Source organism: Flavobacterium sp., from assembly GCF_017744675.1.
GTDB lineage: Bacteria > Bacteroidota > Bacteroidia > Flavobacteriales > Flavobacteriaceae > Flavobacterium.
Genome location: NZ_JAGIAV010000001.1, coordinates 26494 through 44850 on the forward strand (window position 1 = coordinate 26494; position 18357 = coordinate 44850).

14 protein-coding genes are annotated in these 18357 nt (G+C 34.1%); all 14 read right to left on the reverse strand.

Annotated elements, in window-relative coordinates; translation table 11 throughout:
- Positions 1–208: 208 nt before the first annotated feature.
- The 14 genes from kynU to J7574_RS00190 all read right to left on the reverse strand — a co-directional run bounded on the left by kynU (position 209) and on the right by J7574_RS00190 (position 18205).
- Positions 209–1483: a kynureninase gene (gene kynU / locus J7574_RS00125; RefSeq protein ID WP_290962689.1), complete on the reverse strand. Its 1275-nt coding sequence runs from the start codon at positions 1481–1483 to the stop codon at positions 209–211.
- 521 nt (positions 1484–2004) lie between these two features.
- The gene (queA, locus tag J7574_RS00130) at positions 2005–3054 is read right to left on the reverse strand and encodes a tRNA preQ1(34) S-adenosylmethionine ribosyltransferase-isomerase QueA (RefSeq protein WP_290962691.1); all 1050 of its coding nucleotides are present in this window, start codon (positions 3052–3054) and stop codon (positions 2005–2007) included.
- Positions 3055–3428: 374 nt separating this feature from the next.
- Positions 3429–4658 (reverse strand): 3-phosphoshikimate 1-carboxyvinyltransferase, encoded by a 1230-nt coding sequence (locus J7574_RS00135; RefSeq protein ID WP_290962693.1) that lies wholly within the window; start codon positions 4656–4658, stop codon positions 3429–3431.
- Positions 4659–4757: 99 nt separating this feature from the next.
- Positions 4758–5084, reverse strand: coding sequence for a nucleotide pyrophosphohydrolase (locus J7574_RS00140; protein WP_008465007.1), 327 nt, complete (start codon positions 5082–5084; stop codon positions 4758–4760).
- A gap of 40 nt (positions 5085–5124) precedes the next feature.
- Positions 5125–7137, reverse strand: a complete 2013-nt coding sequence (locus J7574_RS00145; protein WP_290962696.1) for a DUF3857 domain-containing protein — start codon at positions 7135–7137, stop codon at positions 5125–5127.
- A gap of 34 nt (positions 7138–7171) precedes the next feature.
- A complete protein-coding gene (locus tag J7574_RS00150) occupies positions 7172–9079 on the reverse strand; it encodes a DUF3857 domain-containing protein (RefSeq protein WP_290962697.1) in 1908 nt (635 codons plus the stop codon).
- Positions 9080–9143: 64 nt separating this feature from the next.
- The gene (gene dtd, locus J7574_RS00155) at positions 9144–9596 is read right to left on the reverse strand and encodes a D-aminoacyl-tRNA deacylase (protein WP_290962699.1); all 453 of its coding nucleotides are present in this window, start codon (positions 9594–9596) and stop codon (positions 9144–9146) included.
- Between the two features lie 182 nt (positions 9597–9778).
- Positions 9779–10756, reverse strand: coding sequence for a ribosome small subunit-dependent GTPase A (gene rsgA, locus J7574_RS00160; protein WP_290962701.1), 978 nt, complete (start codon positions 10754–10756; stop codon positions 9779–9781).
- Between the two features lie 310 nt (positions 10757–11066).
- Entirely contained in the window at positions 11067–12149 is a 1083-nt protein-coding gene (locus tag J7574_RS00165) for a bifunctional 3-deoxy-7-phosphoheptulonate synthase/chorismate mutase type II (protein ID WP_290962702.1), read from the reverse strand.
- Between the two features lie 12 nt (positions 12150–12161).
- Complete coding sequence (locus tag J7574_RS00170; protein ID WP_290962704.1) at positions 12162–13022, reverse strand: prephenate dehydrogenase; 861 nt, start codon at positions 13020–13022, stop codon at positions 12162–12164.
- A 94-nt stretch (positions 13023–13116) separates the two neighbouring features.
- Entirely contained in the window at positions 13117–14262 is a 1146-nt protein-coding gene (locus J7574_RS00175) for an aminotransferase class I/II-fold pyridoxal phosphate-dependent enzyme (protein ID WP_290962706.1), read from the reverse strand.
- 82 nt (positions 14263–14344) lie between these two features.
- On the reverse strand, positions 14345–15172 hold the full coding sequence (locus tag J7574_RS00180) for a prephenate dehydratase (protein WP_290962708.1): 828 nt from the start codon (positions 15170–15172) through the stop codon (positions 14345–14347).
- Between the two features lie 459 nt (positions 15173–15631).
- A complete protein-coding gene (locus J7574_RS00185) occupies positions 15632–16795 on the reverse strand; it encodes a DUF1501 domain-containing protein (protein ID WP_290962710.1) in 1164 nt (387 codons plus the stop codon).
- A gap of 12 nt (positions 16796–16807) precedes the next feature.
- On the reverse strand, positions 16808–18205 hold the full coding sequence (locus tag J7574_RS00190; RefSeq protein WP_290962712.1) for a DUF1800 domain-containing protein: 1398 nt from the start codon (positions 18203–18205) through the stop codon (positions 16808–16810).
- Positions 18206–18357: the final 152 nt, after the last annotated feature.

The window sequence follows — 18357 nt, forward strand, 5'->3', positions numbered from 1 at the left end:
ATAAAATTACGCTAAGGAATATTCTTTCATGCCAGTTTTACCATTATCTCCGCCCAAAAAAAAATCTCGCAAAGTCGCTAAGACGCAAGGTTTAATAAAAAACAACCATATAAGTAATATAAGTTCAATTAAGAAAAAACTTAAATATCTTATATTACTTATATGGTTCAAAAAAATTGCGCTTAGCGCCTTTGCGAGAGATTATTTTCTATTTCCCTAAAATTCCTTTTTTCAGAATTTGTCCGAAGTCATACATATCTTCATAAGAGCAATATAACGGAACTGGTGCCAGACGAATCACGTTTGGTTCACGCCAATCTGTAATTACTCCGTTTTTCATTAAATAATCAAATAAGGCTCTTCCTTCTCCGTGCAAAAACACAGATAATTGCGAAGCTCTTTCTTCTGGATTTGAAGGTGTGATGATTTCAAAAGTACTTTCTACTTCTTTATCAATTTCGTGAAGCACAAATTCTAGATAAGAAGTAATATGATCACGTTTTGCGATTAAAGCATCCATGCCCACCTCAGCAAACATTTCTACAGAAGCCAAATATGGCGCTAGAGATAAAACAGGAAGATTACTAATCTGCCAGCCATCTGCACCATGAACCGGATCGAAGTTGGGTTCCATTTTAAAACGGCGTTCTTTATTATGTCCCCACCATCCTGCAAATCTTGGCAGATTTGAATTATGATGTTTTTCGTGAACGAAACATCCAGAAGCATTTCCTGGACCCGAATTCATATATTTATAACTGCACCAAGCGGCAAAATCTACATTCCAATCGTGAAGTTCTAGTTTAATATTTCCAACGGCGTGCGCTAAGTCCCAGCCTACTTTTGCTCCTGCTTTTTGTCCAGCAGCAGTTATAGTTTTAATATCAAAAACTTGTCCTGTGTAATAGTTAACTCCGCCAATTAAAACCAAAGCCAACTCATCGCCAACTTCTTCTATTTTTGCTAAAATATCTTCTAAGCGAATATTGTGCTCTCCTTCTCTACGTTTGATTTCTACAATAGCATCTTCAGGTTTGTAACCGTGAAAATTTACCTGACTCTGAAACATATATTGATCTGACGGGAAAGCTTTTTCTTCGCAGATAATTTTATAACGTGTTTTTGTTGGCTGATAGAAAGAAACCATCAGCAAATGAAGATTTACAGTCAAAGTATTCATCACCGTAACTTCTGACGGAAGCGCGCCAACAATTTTGCTCAACGGTTCGGCAAATCTTTCTTGATAATCCCACCATGGTTTTTCGGCATAAAAATGACCTTCAACTGCCAATTCGGCCCAATCGTTCATTACTTCATCAACATAAGCTTTGGTGCGTTTTGGCTGTAAGCCTAATGAATTTCCTGTAAAATAGATAACTCGTTTATCATTTACTTTAGGAAAGATAAATTGTTCTTGATACTGTTTTAATGCGTCTTTCGAATCTAGCTCTCGTGCAAATTCGCGTGTATTTTGAAAAATCATTGTTTTTTATTTTGCTTGCTAAAATAACAAATTTTGTTTGTTTTGTTTCAGGTTTCAAGTTTCAAGTTTCATGTTGATATTCTGTACTTGATTTATCGCAAAGTTCGCTAAGAAATTTTAAATGCGAGACTTAAGCAGAAGCTATTATTAAGTTCGCAAAGCTTTGTCTTAAAAACATTTTTGTGAGCTCTATATAAAACATAGCCCAAGGTTTCAACCTTGGACACGTATCGTGTTCCAATCTTTGTGTACCCAAGGTTGAAACCTTGGGCTATGTTCTGAATATATTGCGAAATGACATATGAAAAGTTAGCCACAGATTAAAAGATTAAGGGGATTTTTAAATCTATATTAATCTGCATAATCTTTGCAAAATGAAATCTTTGCGAACTTTGCGGTAAAAAATTTCACAAAGAATGTAAAACATGAAACTTGGAACATGAAACTTGAAACCATTAAAAACCAGAAAACCCGACAGTTCTTAAAAACTATCGGGTTCTTATATTGAAAATTAATTCCGATTAAAGAATTAACATTGCATCTCCGTAAGAGTAGAATTTGTACCCTTCTTTGATTGCTTCTTCGTATGCTTTTTTCATTAAATCGTGTCCACAGAAAGCAGAAATCATCATTAATAATGTTGATTTTGGTGTGTGGAAGTTTGTAATCATACAGTTTGCAATACTGAAATCGTGAGGAGGGAAAATAAACTTATTTGTCCATCCTTCGTAAGGATTTAAAGTATTAGCAGAAGAAACTGAACTTTCAATTGCACGCATAGAAGTTGTTCCAACAGCACAAATACGTTTTTTCTTTGCTTTTCCTTCATTTACAATATCACAAGCTTTTTGTGTGATGATCAATTCTTCAGAATCCATTTTGTGTTTAGACAAATCTTCAACCTCAACTGGGTTAAAAGTTCCTAAACCAACGTGTAAAGTTACCTCAGCAAAGTTCACTCCTTTGATTTCTAATTTTTTCAAAAGGTGTTTAGAGAAGTGTAAACCAGCAGTTGGTGCCGCTACAGCTCCTTCTTCTTTTGCGTAGATCGTTTGGTATCTTTCAGCATCTTCTGGAGTAACCTCTCTGTTGATGTATTTAGGAATTGGAGTTTCTCCAAGTTCTGTCAATTTGTTTCTGAATTCTTCGTAAGATCCGTCGTACAAGAAACGTAAAGTTCTACCACGAGAAGTTGTATTGTCAATTACCTCAGCAACTAATGAATCGTCATCACCAAAATAAAGTTTGTTACCAATACGGATTTTTCTAGCTGGATCTACTAAAACGTCCCATAAACGTTGCTCAGAATTTAATTCTCTTAATAAGAAAACTTCAATTCTAGCTCCTGTTTTTTCTTTGTTTCCGTACAAACGCGCAGGGAAAACTTTTGTATTATTTAGAATTAAAACGTCTCCGTCATCAAAATAGTTGATTACGTCTTTAAACATTTTATGTTCGATAGTATTTTTTTTACGGTCAATTACCATTAAACGAGATTCATCTCTATTTTCTGCTGGGAATTCAGCCAAAAGTTCTTTCGGTAAGTTGAAATTGAAGTGTGATAATTTCATATTTGAATTGTAGATTTTAGCGTGTAGATTTTAGATTTACTTATCTAAAATTTTAAATCGATTGCAAATATACGATTGTGAGATAGGCGTTGTCAAGTGTTTTGGCTATTATTTTCAAAAGTCCTTGATTTACTGAGGCTTGAAAGACCATTAAAACTATCTTTTTAACCATATAAGTCATATAAGTTCATTTAAAACGGGAATATTGACGTAATGTTTAAACCCGACAGGTTTTAAAAACCTGTCGGGTTTACTTTGCGATTAAAACTAATCCATAAAAAAAACCTCTGGTTGAAACCAGAGGCTATATTTTATAAACATTGCGTTAAGCTTTAATTAAATGAACTTATATAACTTATATGGTTCAAAAAAAATTATAATTCTGAGATCTGGAAGTTTAACGCTTTTAAATCATTCCAGAAATCTGGGTACGATTTTGAAACTACTTCTGCATCGTCAATAATAATTGGCACTTTGATTGCTAAGGGAGCAAATGCCATTGCCATACGGTGATCGTTGTATGTTGCAATATGCACATCATGATTAATAGCTCCAGAACGCAATAAAGTCAAGCTGTCATTGGTCACAGAAATATTAGCTCCCAATTTTGTCAACTCAATTCTTAAAGCTTCTAAACGATCTGTTTCTTTAATTTTTAAAGTATGAAGTCCTGTTAAATGGCATCCGATTCCTAAACCTAAACAAGTCACTACGATAGTTTGAGCAATATCTGGTGTATTATTCAATTCGAAATTCACATCTTCGTAGTTGAATCCAGCAACTTTCTCTAAAGTCATTTTATTGTTTTGGAAAGTTGTTTTCACTCCCATTTTTTCATACAGCGAAACTAATTCTGAATCTCCTTGAAGGCTGTTTTCTTTATAACTGCTTAACGTAATTTTTGCTGCATCTGACAAAGCAACAAGACTAAAGAAATAAGAAGCCGAACTCCAATCTGATTCTACCACCATTTCTTTACTTTCAACTGCTTCTTTAGGGAATACTTTGATTACATTTCCTTCAAAACTTGTTTTAATATCAAGATCATTAAGCAAAGCCAAAGTCATTTTGATATACGGAATTGAAGTAATCTCTCCTTCTAAAGTAAGCTCTAAACCGTTATCTAGTTTTGAAGCCACTAATAAAAGTGCCGAAATATATTGGCTACTCACATTGGCTGCCAAAGTTACTTTTGAAGCGGTAACTTTTTTTCCTTTAATTCGAATTGGCGGATATCCTTCTTGTTTTTCGTATGAAATCTCAACACCTAATTGCGCTAAAGCTTCAACCAAAATTTTAATCGGACGTTCCTGCATTCTGTTAGAACCTGTCAAGACTACTTCTCTGCCTTCGTTAACCGAAAAATAAGCCGTTAAGAAACGCATTGCTGTTCCCGCGTGGTGAATATCTACAATTTCATCATTTCCAACCAGCGCTTTTTGCATTACTTCGCTGTCGTCTGAGTTTGACGTATTGGCTAAAGTAATATTTGGGAATAATGCTTTTAATAACAGTAAACGGTTCGTTTCACTTTTAGAACCGGTAATATTTAGTTGCGAATTATCAATGGTGAATTGTGAATTCGTGCTTAATTTTAAATTCATGATAGTAAATAGGATTAGCGAATTACGAGTTTCTAAATTCGATCGCGCAATTTACCACTCCTTGCCCGTAAATCAAAATTCACCATTGATATTTCACAATTATTTCAATTTATCATTGTTTTTATGGCGATCTTTATCTCTAACCGATTTTAGATCCATTTTTTTGTCAAAAGCAGCCTGCAAATCGATTCCTGTTTGATTAGCTAAACACAGTACAACAAAAACAACATCTGCCAATTCTTCTCCTAAATCTTTGTTTTTATCGCTTTCTTTTTCAGATTGTTCTCCGTAACGGCGCGCAATGATTCTGGCAACCTCGCCAACTTCTTCTGTAAGCTGTGCCATATTGGTCAATTCGTTAAAGTAACGAACTCCGTGTTCTTTTATCCAAGTATCAACAGCTAGCTGTGCATTTTTTAAATCCATGATTCTATTTTTAGGCAAAAATAAGGCAAACTTAATTTTACTATATTCTTTTTAAAACAATTTTTTCTGTTTCTTTTGCGATCATTCCTTTGTAGTATTCTTTAAGCATTTCATATTGTTCTGTATTCACAATAGCTTCATTAATCTGATTAATGATCATCAATTGCAAAACATTGTCATTTGCCGCGATATTAAACTTGAAGCTGCCCAAGTTATTTTCCATGCTATAAGCAACAGCTGCTGGCAATGTTTCTACAGCAAAACCCTCTGGAATTTTAATTGTGATATTGTATTTATCCATAAACGGATATCCGAAATCTACTGGATACTCGCGTGATTCCTGCTTAAATGGATTTTTGTTTTGAGTAAAAAACAACATTGGACTCACATAAATTTTTCCGCCAATCATTTCACACAAATCGTTTCCTGTAAATGAATAAGTTTCAATGGTTGGAGAAAGCAACTCTTTTTCGTTTGTTCTAGAATATTCGCTTACTTCAATTTTACCATAGTTATTTTCTAATTTCTCCAAATATTCTTCTTCTTTAAGTTTTTCGAAGTTTCCTCTGCTAATCATTGCATTGTAATCGGTGCATTGTCTTCTTGTTTTTCCTGTAACTTTTCCTTCAGGACTAATATCATAGTTCATAAAAACAAAATCATTAGATGTCTTTTTAGGCATTAAATCTATTTCTTCAGAAGAACCGTCTTTTCTGATTAATCTTCCAAGCCAATTTAATGTTCTAAAAGGAAGAACGTTTGGAATTGAATATTTATCGGTTGCATCTAATAAAATATATCCGTTTGGCGTTTCGACAGCGGCAATCACATAGTCAAAAGCGTTTCTATTTGGAAATAATGCAATTCCGTTAGAACGTGTGCTTACTAAAACTGGATTTGCTGTTAGGCCTGAATAACGAAGCATTGCTGTAAGCATCAAATTGATATCAGCGATATTTCCCGTTTTTTCTTTATACGCTTTTTTAACCCCATTATCACAGCTATAACCTGTGTAGCTATTCCATTTGATGTTAGCTTTTACGTAATTTAAAATAGCCAAAATTCTTTCATCCTGCCCATTTAGTCCAGCTAGAACCTTCTTCAAATCGTCTTCAAAATATCCTGTTTTGTTCAACTCAGGACCAAAATCATCATATTCGTAGATTGTTTTTACAACCGAATTCCAATCTGTAGAATATTCTTTCATTGGACTATTTGGAAAATGAGTCAATGACAATTCATGCTGAATGCTAGAAGTATAGTTGTCAATGTTATTTACATAGTTCTCATCTTTCAAAGCCGGAAAATCTTGTGCAACATAAGTCACTTCTGTCTCTATATAATCTATTTTATCTGAAGAAAATTCAGTTTGAGAAACACGTCCTGAACTTCTTTCTTTACTATTTATAGTTATCGATTTAGGATTCTTTAAAGTTGTAAATTTTGGAAAAATGTATCCTTTTTGTCTTGGTTTAAAAACATAATATTCTGGGTACGCCACTTTTAGTTCAGAATAATTTACAGGTATTGACATTTGAAAATCCCAATCACGAATTATTCCTGGATTTGGACATTTTATGGTATAGCGAAATTCGATTACAGATCCTTCTTTTACATTTGGCATTGCAATCTTTTTTTGGCCTCTATATTTAGAAATAATTTCATCAAAAGTTCCATCACTTTTTAATTTGGTTTTTTCTATTTTGCCATTAACCAAATTGTAAGTAACTGCATCTGAAAAAAATACACGTTCTTTTAAGTTTGTAGTGTTTCGGTACCAAACTTGCTGGTTGGCCCAGTCGTAACCTTCTTTTTTGTAAATTTTAATACGGGTTTCTACATCGGTCATCATATAAAAACCATCATTTTGATCAAACTCCATTCTAGACACTCCTTTCTTATAAAGAACTGCCGCTACTGCAGAAGTATCTTTCGGATGCACTTTCTGCTCTAATTCTGCAACAGAAACTTTTCCTAATTTAAATTCCTGTGAAACCGCTTTGGGAGCGATTAATAAAATCACAGACAGACTAAATAGTTTAATAATTTTCATTGGTAATTTTTGGTTTATTTTAGGTTATAATTGGTTAGTTTTTGGTCAATATTATTTTGGCGTTATCATTTCTAGAAACTTGTTCCATAAACAAGCGGTATTCATCATATTCTTTGTTCGAATATTTTCCTTTATTAAGAAACATAGACCTTTTATAAGTCAATTTATTATTGTCTTTTTTTATGATTTCGGTTTTGTACTCGCCAAACTTTCCTTTTAATTCATAATTTGAAGGCACAAATTCGATGTTATATCCAGCAGGAAGGTTGATCTCAGTTTCGTCGGTATCTAAATAACCACGTTGAATTTGAAATGGATTTTTACGATTTCTAATTCGCTTTACACTTCCTGTATATTGATTGAAAGCATCTACTACAAAAATCATTTTGTTTCCAGAAAGTGCTCCGTAATTTACAGCACTTAGCTGAACATCTTCGGTAAAACGGATATTCTCCTTATCATTGGTAAAAGTAATTTTGCCCAATTTCAGATTGTTAATATTACCCCAATACTCTTTGTAGTGCTCTTCTTTTTCATTGGGTTGCATATTCTCCACTCGAGATTTAGAAGCATACCGACTTCCTTGCGAAGCTATTTTTAAAATGCCTGAAAAGTTGCCATTTTCGTCAATCGTATAAGTTCCTTTACCGTCTTGCGTATTTCCTTTGTCATCGTAAATTTTAGTGCGTACAATTTCTCCACCTTCTGGTTTTACAACTAAAACATCACGATCATCGGTAAAGGTGCCTTGATAGCCAAACGGATCGTCTTGACTCGTACATTCCAACCAGATAAAATTATCTTTATTGGGAATTGCCAAAATCATGTGATTTCCCTGCATCGAAACAAAATCAGACTGAATGTCTTCTTTGTAACGATCTCCATATAAAATAGTATTGTATGATGGAACATCTACCACCTGCAAAAGTGCTTTTGTATAATTAGACAAAGCTTTGCAGTCTCCGTATCCTAAACGATCAACATCATTGGCTAGCATAGGTTTCCAGCCTCCAATTCCAATCGCAATATTTACATATCTAGATTTTTTCTGCACATAATCATAAATTATTTTGGCTTTCTTTACGGGATCTTTCTCATCTCCAACAAGAGCTTTGATTTTTATTTTTGTCTCTTCGGGCAAAACAGTTGTACCTGTTAAGATTTTATCTCCATACCATTTACCGAATGCTTCCCAGGTAGTAGCATTTCCGTCTACTCCTTCTAAGTGGAAGTTTTCTAATCCCATCATAACTTTAGGAAAAAGATCTGAAGGAGAAGGACTAAGATCTTCTTGCTTTTGCGCAACGATGTTTGTTGCCGTATAGCTTAAATTGGTATCGGTATCCGCTGTCTTCTTTATGTTGAAGTTAGCAAATTGGAACTCTTTTTTCTTAAAGCCCAATCCTTTTGGAAAAGTAACATTGAGAACGCATTTTTCTACACTCACGTTATACCCTCCGATAAAATACCATTTTGGTATAAATGCTGTATTCGAGGTCTCAATTTCGCTTGTGTAAGCAATCGTGAAAGGATATGAAATTGGAGTATAGTCTAAATAAAGAACTCGGCTGTCTGAAAAAAGAGTACTTCCTCCTACAGCACTTTGATCTCTAAAGTCTTTTCTTTTGATTTTTTTTATCTCATTTCCTAATGCATCATAAACAACGGCTTCGATATTTTTTATGGAAGTTGTTTTATCGTAATGCTGAAAGGCATCGATATTATTTAAGCCTTTTTCATTTAAAACAGAAACGACTCTTTGAGTTTTGATATTCATACTTCTTTGTGAAGCAATAACAATATCCATTTGGTCTAAACGAAGAACAGTATTAGCATTCTGTTTTAAACTATCAGGAATAGAAAGTATAGCGTAAGTACTTTCTTGGGCAAATGAATTAAGGCAGGTTGTGAGTAAAAATAATGCAATAAAGAGGTTTTTCATTAGTAGGTATTTTCGCCAAATATATATTATTTTGCGAAATCCTTAACAAATGTTTAATAATATTTTACTCCCTGTTTTTACTGTCCATTACAATAGTAACAGGACCATCATTTAACAGGCTGACTTTCATATCGGCACCAAAAATTCCCGTTTGCACTTTCTTTCCAAGTTCTTTTTCTATTGCTTGAACAAATTTCTCGTAAGTCGGAATTGCGAAGTCTGGTTTTGAAGCTTTTATGTAAGAAGGACGATTTCCTTTTTTAGTTGAAGCATGAAGCGTAAACTGGCTTACAACAATAATATCGCCGTCGATATCTTGAATAGAGCAGTTCATCACATCATTTTCGTCTCCAAAAATTCTCATTTTTACGATTTTCCCAGCAAGCCAATCAATATCCTCTTGCGTATCAGCATCTTCTATCCCGACTAATACTAGTAAACCTTTTTTAATATCTGCTGTTTTTCGGCCTTCTACGGTAACGGATGCTTCTGAAACTCTTTGGATTACTACTTTCATTATGATGAGAATTGTGGTTTATTGCCACCGATTAAAGGATTTTAAAGATTTTTTACGATGCGTTAAATGCAATGCAGTGCATCTCTACAATCTAAACGTTGCACGATTCAATTGGTATTTGTTTTTTTAGACAAAGGTTGAAATTGGAATTTGGAATTTAAAAAAATTGGAATTTATTTTTTTTACTTCCTTGTTTCATCACTCGCCGCACGATCTTCGCCATAAATATCGGTACGATAATGTTCTTCGTCTCCTTCTAGGATTTTGAGATAACTATTGTAACGTGACCAAGCAATTTCATCTTTTTCGAGAGCTGCTTTTATGGCGCAATGAGGTTCTTCTTTATGTAAACAGTTGTTAAACTTACATTGATCTTTCAGTCTGAAAAATTCTGGAAAGTAACCGCTTATTTCTGATGGCTCCATATCTACGATTCCGAAACCTTTAATTCCTGGAGTATCAATAATTCGGGCATCAAAAGACAAATCGTACATTTCGGCAAAAGTAGTTGTGTGCTGACCTTGTTTGCTTTGTTCTGAAATTATCGAAGTTTTTAAATGGAGACTCGGCTCAAGAGCATTTACTAAAGTTGATTTTCCAACACCAGAATGTCCGGAAAACATACTCACTTTACCAATCATCATTTCTTTCAGTTTGTCAACACCTTTATTTTCTGTCGAAGAAATTCGAAGGCATTTATATCCAATTTCAGAATAAATGTGCTGCAGATAAAGCTGATCGTCTAAAGTCTGTTCTGTTAAAGTATCAATTTTATTAAAAACAAGGATTGCTTCAATTCCGTAAGCCTCGGCGGTAACCAAAAAACGATCAATAAAACTGGTAGTTGTAGGCGGATTATCAATTGTAATCAACAAGAAAACCTGATCGATATTAGAAGCAATAATGTGAATCTGCTTAGACAAGTTAACCGATTTACGAACAATATAATTTTTCCTTTCGTGAATATTATGAATCGTTCCCGTAACGGCATCTGAAGTTTCATCCAATTCATAATCGACTATATCGCCTACAGCAATAGGATTGGTACTTTTAATACCTTTTATTCTGAATTTCCCTTTCATACGGCATTCCACAAAATCTCCATTTTCAGATTTTACGGTATACCAGCTTCCTGTAGATTTATAAACGGTTCCTGTCATTCAATTCAAATTGTTGATTTTAGATTTCTGATTTTAGATTTTAGCCTAAATCTCTGCAAAGATAAATGAATATTTTTAAACATAGCCCACGGTTTCAACCGTGGGAGACAAAGATTGGGATATGGATAGCGTTCCCAAGGTTGAAACCGTGGGCTATGTTTTAAAAAAACAAAAATCCCCAACACTTCTTTTACAAAGTGATGAGGATTTTAAAAAACAATCTATTTTCAATTAATGCTATAAGAAAACTTTAAAATGCAGTTTATAAAAACTTAAATTAACTTATATCACTTATATGATTTAGAAAAAATTATGCATTGAAAATTTTCTCTTGGTGCCCAATACTTTCTTGGTGAATTGCTTTGAATAATTTCAAAACAAACTCTTCTGTAAGACCTTTTTTCTCACCTTCTAAAATCATTTTTCCTAAGATTTCGTTCCAACGGTTGTTTTGAAGAATGGCAACGTTTGCATCTTTTTTAACTTGACCAATTTCGTCAGCTACTTTCATACGTTTTCCTAACAACTCTAATAAGTTAGCATCCAAAACGTCGATGTTTGCTCTTAGTTTTTTCATTTTTTGGCTGTACTCATCTGTAGTATCATCCGTTTTTCTAATCGTCAAATCTTTAATGATTTGTTTCAAAGCATCTGGAGTTACTTGCTGAGCAGCATCAGACCAAGCGTTGTCTGGATCGAAGTGCGTTTCGATAATCATACCATCGTAATTCAAGTCTAAAGCCTCTTGAGTTACTTCAAAAATCATTTTACGATCTCCAGTAATGTGAGATGGATCGATGATTAATGGTAAATCAGGGAATTTATTTTGCAATTCGATCGCGATTTGCCACTCTGGAATGTTTCTGTATTTTGTTTTTTCGTAAGTAGAGAAACCTCTGTGAATAACACCTAACTTCTCGATACCTGCCATGTGTAAACGTTCAACACCACCTAACCATAAAGCTAAATCTGGGTTTACTGGGTTTTTCACCAAAACAATTTTATCAGTTCCTTTTAATGTATCAGCAATTTCTTGCACTGCGAAAGGGTTTGCAGTTGTACGTGCACCAACCCATAATACGTCGATATCATGTTCTAAAGCTAATTTACAGTGAGCTGCTGTTGCAACTTCAGTTCCCATTAATAAACCAGTTTCAGCTTTTGCTTTTTGTAACCATTTTAAACCAATTTCACCAACACCTTCAAATCCTCCTGGACGCGTTCTTGGTTTCCAGATTCCAGCTCTGAATACGCTAACTTTTGAATCTTTTAATTCGTGAGCGATTTTCAAAACTTGATCTTCAGTTTCTGCACTACAAGGTCCAGCTATCACAAGTGGGTGATTTAAATTGAAATCTTCTAACCACTTTCTCATTTCTTTTTTATTTTCCATTTTTATTCTAATTTACTTTTTAGTTGTTGTTAATCCGTTTAGTATTTCTTTTATTTTATTTGTGCTTTCCATTTCTTCAAAAATGGCGTTATAATCTTCTTCCTTCAGCAAATCTCTAAACCGACTTAGGTTCGAAATGTATGCTTCTAATGTTTCTAGGACGTATTCTTTGTTTTGTTTAAAAATTGGCGTCCACATTGCTGGCGAACTTTTTGCCAAACGAACGGTGCTTTCAAATCCACTTCCCGCCATATCAAAAATATCCTGTTCGTCTTTTTCTTTATTCATTACCGTTTTTCCAAGCATAAACGAACTAATGTGCGATAAATGCGAAACATAAGCAATGTGTTTATCGTGTGAAATAGGATCCATGTATCGAATTCTCATTCCGATTGAAGTAAAAAGATTCAATGCTTTTTCCTGTAATTTAAAAGCGGTCTTTTCTACTTCGCATATAATGTTTGTCTTTCCTTGAAACAAACCTCTTATTGCCGCCGATGGTCCCGAAAACTCTGTTCCCGCGATTGGGTGCGTTGCAATAAAATTTCTTCTTTTCGGGTGATTGGCTACTGCTTCACAAATTGGCTTTTTAGTAGAGCCTACTTCAAAAACAATCGTTTTGTCTCCTACTGCATCCAAAACTTTAGGTAAAACCGTCAGCGCTACATCTACAGGAACCGAAACAATTACAAAATCTGCTTTTTGTAAATCTTCAAAACTTCCGGCTTCGTCGATAACTCCAAGATCAAGTGCTTCCTGCAAATGCTTTTCATTACTGTCAATTCCTAAAATAGTCGCATCAGGATAACGTCCTTTGATGTCTAACACCATCGAACCGCCTATTAACCCTATTCCTATTACGTATACTTTCATAATTTTTTTATTAAGCTATGTCATTGCGAGGAACGAAGCAACCACACTAACAATGATTCAGCAACTGAGATTGCTTCGTTCCTCGCAATGACTTCTAAAATCGATCTATCGCTTCTTGTACTTTTTCTTCTTTTACACACAATGAGAATCTGATATATCCTTCGCCGTTGCTTCCAAAAATGGTTCCCGGTGTAATGAAAATATGTTTCTCATATAATATTTCGTCAATGAACTTCTCTGCTGATTCTATTCCTTCTGGAAGTTTCGCCCAAACGAATAATCCAACTCCTTCTTTATACACTTTGCAGTTTAATTTTTCTGCAAGTTTTTCAGTCAATTCTCTACGGCGTTTATAAATTTTGTTTTGATCTTCAAACCAAGATTTATCACATTTTAAAGCTGCAATTGCTCCTTTTTGGATTCCGTAGAACATCCCGCTGTCCATATTGCTTTTTACTTTTAAAACCGCATCGATAATTTCAGGATTTCCCAAAACCATTCCGACTCTCCAGCCTGCCATGTTGAAAGTTTTGCTCAATGAATTCAATTCTAAAGCCACATCTTTCGCACCTTCAACTTGCAATAAACTCATCGGATTATCATTCAAAACAAAACTATACGGATTGTCATTAATCAATAATATGTTGTGTTTTTTAGCAAAAGCGACCAATTTTTCAAATAACGCTAAACTTCCTCTAGCTCCTGTTGGCATATGCGGATAGCCCAGCCACATTAATTTTACTTTCGAAAGATCCAATTTTTCTAAAGCTTCGAAGTCTGGTTCCCATGCATTTTCTTCTTTCAAGTCATAATAAACCGGAAATGCTTCTACCAAATTGGTTACCGAAGTATAAGTTGGATAACCTGGATTCGGAATTAAAACGTGATCGCCCGGGTTTAAAAATGCCAGCGAAATATGCATAATTCCTTCTTTTGAACCCATGAGCGGTAAAATCTCGTTATTCGGATTCACTTCAACACCAAACTGATTTTGATAAAAATCTGCCATCGCCTGCCTCATTTCTGGTAATCCCTGATAGCTCTGATAACCATGCCCATTCTCGTCCTGAATTGCTGAAGCTACCGCTTCAATTACTGCTTTCGACGGACTCAAATCAGGGCTTCCAATTCCCATGTTGATGATCGATTTTCCTTCAGACATCAGTTGTCTCACTTCTCTTAGTTTTGATGAGAAGTAGTATTCTTCAACTGTGTCTAATCGTTTTGCTGTTGTAATCATTTTTTTATTTTTTTGCTTTAGGCTTTATGCCGTAAGCTTTAAGCCTTCACTTATAATTTATAACTCTTAACTTATAATTCCTTTATGGTCTAGTATTTTTATATTCTCCCAACACTTTAAAATATTCTGCCATTATGTTTAATAACGCTTTGGCTTTTGCAAAATCTTCGTATTTCTCGAATGTTACGTCAACAAAGAATGAATATTTCCAAGGTGTTTCAATTTTTGGAAGCGACTGAATTTTTGTCAAATTCAATTTGCAGTCGCTCATTACATTCAAAACCGCTGCTAAGCTTCCTCTTTTATGATCTAATTCAAATTTTACCGAAGCTCTATTGATTTCGCTTTCTGGCAAAAATGAATTTTGTTTTTTAATGATTACAAAACGAGTCATATTGTTTTTGATCGTTTGAATCGATGGTGCAATAATATCAAGATCGTACATTTCAGCTGCTGTTTCACTTGCAATTGCCGCAATTCCTGTTAATTGTTTTTCCTGAATTCTTCTTGCTGTTTCTGCTGTATCTTTATCCTCAACCAATTTGATATTTGGATATTGTTTCAAGAAATCCATACACTGTAAAAGTGCCATTGGGTGCGAATGAACTTCTCTAATATCTTCAATTTTCTGACCTTTTAAAGCCATTAAATTCTGCTGAATATTTAAATAATGCTCTCCAATAATGTGCAAATTATTCTTGTCGATCAAGGCATAATTTGGGATAATCGGGCCCGCAATCGAGTTTTCGATCGCCATTACAGCCTGGTCAGATTTTCCGGCAATAAGGCTGTCGATCAATTCTTCAAAAGATAAGCACTCATCAATTTCCACATTTTCAGAGAAATACTCTTTTACAACCTGATGATGAAATGATCCTTTAATACCTTGTATTGCAATTTTCGTTGTCATATAGTCAAAAAAAAATCCTGATTTGCATCAGGATTGTATATTAGTTTTATTTGTCTTAAAATTCGATCTCAAATAACCATAGCACAATCCTGACTTCTACTAAAGAAGAAATAAAAATTGTTGCTAAAATAAAAACGGTTAGTTGCCATTTTGTTTGTGTTATTTTGTAAATTCTTTGCGAATGTATAAATTATTTTTACTGCACCAAAAAAAAGATTGCATTTTATGAAACAAAAAAGGATTTCTTAACAAATTTGGCAGGTTTTGTATGATAATATAAAAAAATCGGCCTAAAATGAGAATATTAAATCGAGGTTCTGAGGTTCTGAGATGCTAAGCGTCTAAGTTTTTTTGCCACGAATTCACGAATTAGCCCAAATTGTTGTGATAATTCAATTCAAATTGCACTAATTAACCGTATAGATTATCAAAAATAAATTCGTGAATTCGTGGCTATCTTTAAAACAATCCAGAAACTGGTTTATTCGAAATTCCGATTTTAGAATAATCAAAATCCATTTTTTGTTTTAATAATGAGGCGTACACACTTCTAAAATCTATTTCGTATTTTAAATCTCCGTTGTCTAAGTCGGATAAATTTGGATTTTTCCCTAAAATGGTTCCTTTATTATTTCCTCCAATAATGAACATTGGCGCAGCGGTTCCGTGATCTGTTCCGTTTCCGTTGTCTTTTACACGTCGTCCGAATTCTGAGAAAACTACTATCGTTACGTTTTGTAGTAATTGAGCTTGTTTTAAATCGCTGTAAAAACTGTATAACGCATCATTTAAGTCTCCCAATCTTTTTTCGTGAATGGCAAGCTGATTATCGTGAGTATCAAATCCGCCTAGAGAAGTATAGTAGATTTTTGAATTTAAGTTTCCTTTTATCAATCTTGAAATCCATTCTAGGTTTTTAGATAATTCTGTTTTCGGATAACTGATTTCGTTTTTCGATTTGGCTAATGCTTTCTGGATTTCATCTGAACCTTCTGTTACCGAATTGGCAATTTTTCGAACAAAATCTAAATGCGGATTCTGCGACAAAGTCACATTCTCTTCTTTTGACTTCACCTTAAATCGATCTGGATCTTTTATCGTAATAAAATTAGGTTCAACACCTTTTAAAGCCAAATTGTCAATCGAATCCAAATTTATTCCAGCAGTTGCTTGATGTCCGTTGCATTGCACATCCAGAAACCTTCCTAACCAGCCTTCATTAATATATTTATTAGAATCGGTTGCGGTCTGCCAGATTTCCTGACTTCTAAAATGCGACCGAATAGGTTCTGGATAACCGACATTCTGAATTACTGTTAAATCTCCATTTTGCTGCATTTGGGCAAAATCTTTCAACGAAGGGTGAAAAGCCATTCCTTTATTTTTCCCAACAACAGCGTCTTTATTTAAAGCAATTTTAGTTCGCAAATCATAATACAACGGATCATCGTATGGAATAAAAGTATTCAATCCGTCATTTCCGCCATTCAATTGCACAAAAACAACGCATTGTTCACCAACAACTAAATTGGTTTGCGAACCAAAAGCGTGTAAAAAATCAGGCAATAAAAGCATCCCACCTGTAAAAGTTCCTGTCAATGTTAGAAAATGTCTTCTATTCATGGTGCTTGTTTTCTAAATTAATTGATATTCGGGCAGTTTTGTGATGTAATTAAATACGCGGACAACTGCAAAATCAGCGTGAGGTTCCTTCGGATCGAAATCGTATTTCAAAAGATTTTCCATGTCTTTTTGAGCAGAGTCGCTTACCGCGAATAACAATCTGTTTGACAATTCAGAAATAATGGTTTTATTATTTCCATTGGAATCAAAAACGACTTTTACTTCAACTTTTTCATATTCTGATTTTTCTTTTTCCACTCCATTCATCATCGTTTTCAAAACCTTTCGAGTTAGGCTTTTTCCACTGCATAATAAATCGGCTGTATTATTCCTTTGTAGATAGATTTGCGAAGTCAGCCAAGAATTTCCTCCGTCCCATCCTTTCACGTTTACCTGATTGTACAAATCCATTCCCTGCTGTTTTATGAATGCCATAATCGCAGCATCATCAACATTATCGATCTGCAATTCATCATAAAGCTGTAAAATATAAACCAGCGGATTTTTGATTTTATTTCCTGAATTCTCTTTTTTAAATTCTTCCGTAAAAATTTTAGTCAATAAAGGTTCGATTTCAAATTTTTGCTTTCGAAGATAATCTCCGTAATACACCACTAAATCTTCAGGCGGATTATCATAAATAAACCATTTCAAAATTTTTCGGGTAATGAGGTACGGAATGTTTTTTTGTTCGAAAATAATATCGACCAAATCATCTACTTTCCAGTTTCCCGTCTTTCCGAAATAGATTTTATCACTGTTGTCTTCTAAATTGTTTCGGTAAACTGCTCCGTCATCGCCAATATTTAAACCTGCTAAAGCTTTTGCACCATTTTTAATATCGCCTTCAGTATAATTCCCAATTCCGATGGTGAAAAGTTCGAGTAATTCACGGCTTAAATTTTCGTTGACTTTCCCCTTTTTATTATCGCCATTATCCAGATACCGAACCATAGCATTTGATTTCAGAATCTGTTTGGTCAATTCTTTAAAGTTGCCAAAAGCATTTTCTCGCAAAATCATGTTGTGCTGATAAATCCAATAGTTGATTTTTACTTTTTGTGAAGTCGACACAAAATGATTGTGCCAAAAACAAACCATATTTTCGCGTAGAGGAAATTCATCTGTACGCATTTTGGCAATCCACCATTTTTTAAATTCGGCGTTTGCCTGGTTTTCTTTTTTCTGAAATTCTTTTTTGGTTTCGGGATCTGAGATTTTTATTTGTTCTCTAATTTCCTTTAATTCTAAAGTAGTTTTAGGCTGATCCTGAAGAAAATCTGGAAGTTGTTTCTCAAATTTGGAGTTATAAGAATGCTTTAGAAACTTTTCTAATCCTAACTTTTCAATTTGATTTGCTTGTTTTCCTGAAAAACCTAATCGTAATGACCAAAGATTGCTTTTTTTCATAATTCAGAAAGTATTACAATAAGACTTGTGTTTACTGTAAAGGTTTAATTTTTAGATTCTGAGATTCTGAGTCACTAAGATTCTAAGTCTGAAATATGTTGGTTGGTATTAATTAGAACGGAGATTTTTTGTGGATATTGTTTACAAAATTA

What these genes read in the sequence shown, in the direction of transcription:
- J7574_RS00150 (WP_290962697.1), bottom strand. Translation starts at nt 9,079, where the DNA reads ATGAAAAACCTCTTTATTGCATTATTTTTACTCACAACCTGCCTTAAT.
- J7574_RS00170 (WP_290962704.1), bottom strand. Translation starts at nt 13,022, where the DNA reads ATGAAAGTATACGTAATAGGAATAGGGTTAATAGGCGGTTCGATGGTG.
- J7574_RS00190 (WP_290962712.1), bottom strand. Translation starts at nt 18,205, where the DNA reads ATGAAAAAAAGCAATCTTTGGTCATTACGATTAGGTTTTTCAGGAAAA.
- dtd (WP_290962699.1), bottom strand. Translation starts at nt 9,596, where the DNA reads ATGAAAGTAGTAATCCAAAGAGTTTCAGAAGCATCCGTTACCGTAGAA.
- J7574_RS00180 (WP_290962708.1), bottom strand. Translation starts at nt 15,172, where the DNA reads ATGACAACGAAAATTGCAATACAAGGTATTAAAGGATCATTTCATCAT.
- J7574_RS00165 (WP_290962702.1), bottom strand. Translation starts at nt 12,149, where the DNA reads ATGGAAAATAAAAAAGAAATGAGAAAGTGGTTAGAAGATTTCAATTTA.
- J7574_RS00175 (WP_290962706.1), bottom strand. Translation starts at nt 14,262, where the DNA reads ATGATTACAACAGCAAAACGATTAGACACAGTTGAAGAATACTACTTC.
- kynU (WP_290962689.1), bottom strand. Translation starts at nt 1,483, where the DNA reads ATGATTTTTCAAAATACACGCGAATTTGCACGAGAGCTAGATTCGAAA.
- J7574_RS00140 (WP_008465007.1), bottom strand. Translation starts at nt 5,084, where the DNA reads ATGGATTTAAAAAATGCACAGCTAGCTGTTGATACTTGGATAAAAGAA.
- J7574_RS00135 (WP_290962693.1), bottom strand. Translation starts at nt 4,658, where the DNA reads ATGAATTTAAAATTAAGCACGAATTCACAATTCACCATTGATAATTCG.
- J7574_RS00185 (WP_290962710.1), bottom strand. Translation starts at nt 16,795, where the DNA reads ATGAATAGAAGACATTTTCTAACATTGACAGGAACTTTTACAGGTGGG.
- J7574_RS00145 (WP_290962696.1), bottom strand. Translation starts at nt 7,137, where the DNA reads ATGAAAATTATTAAACTATTTAGTCTGTCTGTGATTTTATTAATCGCT.
- rsgA (WP_290962701.1), bottom strand. Translation starts at nt 10,756, where the DNA reads ATGACAGGAACCGTTTATAAATCTACAGGAAGCTGGTATACCGTAAAA.
- queA (WP_290962691.1), bottom strand. Translation starts at nt 3,054, where the DNA reads ATGAAATTATCACACTTCAATTTCAACTTACCGAAAGAACTTTTGGCT.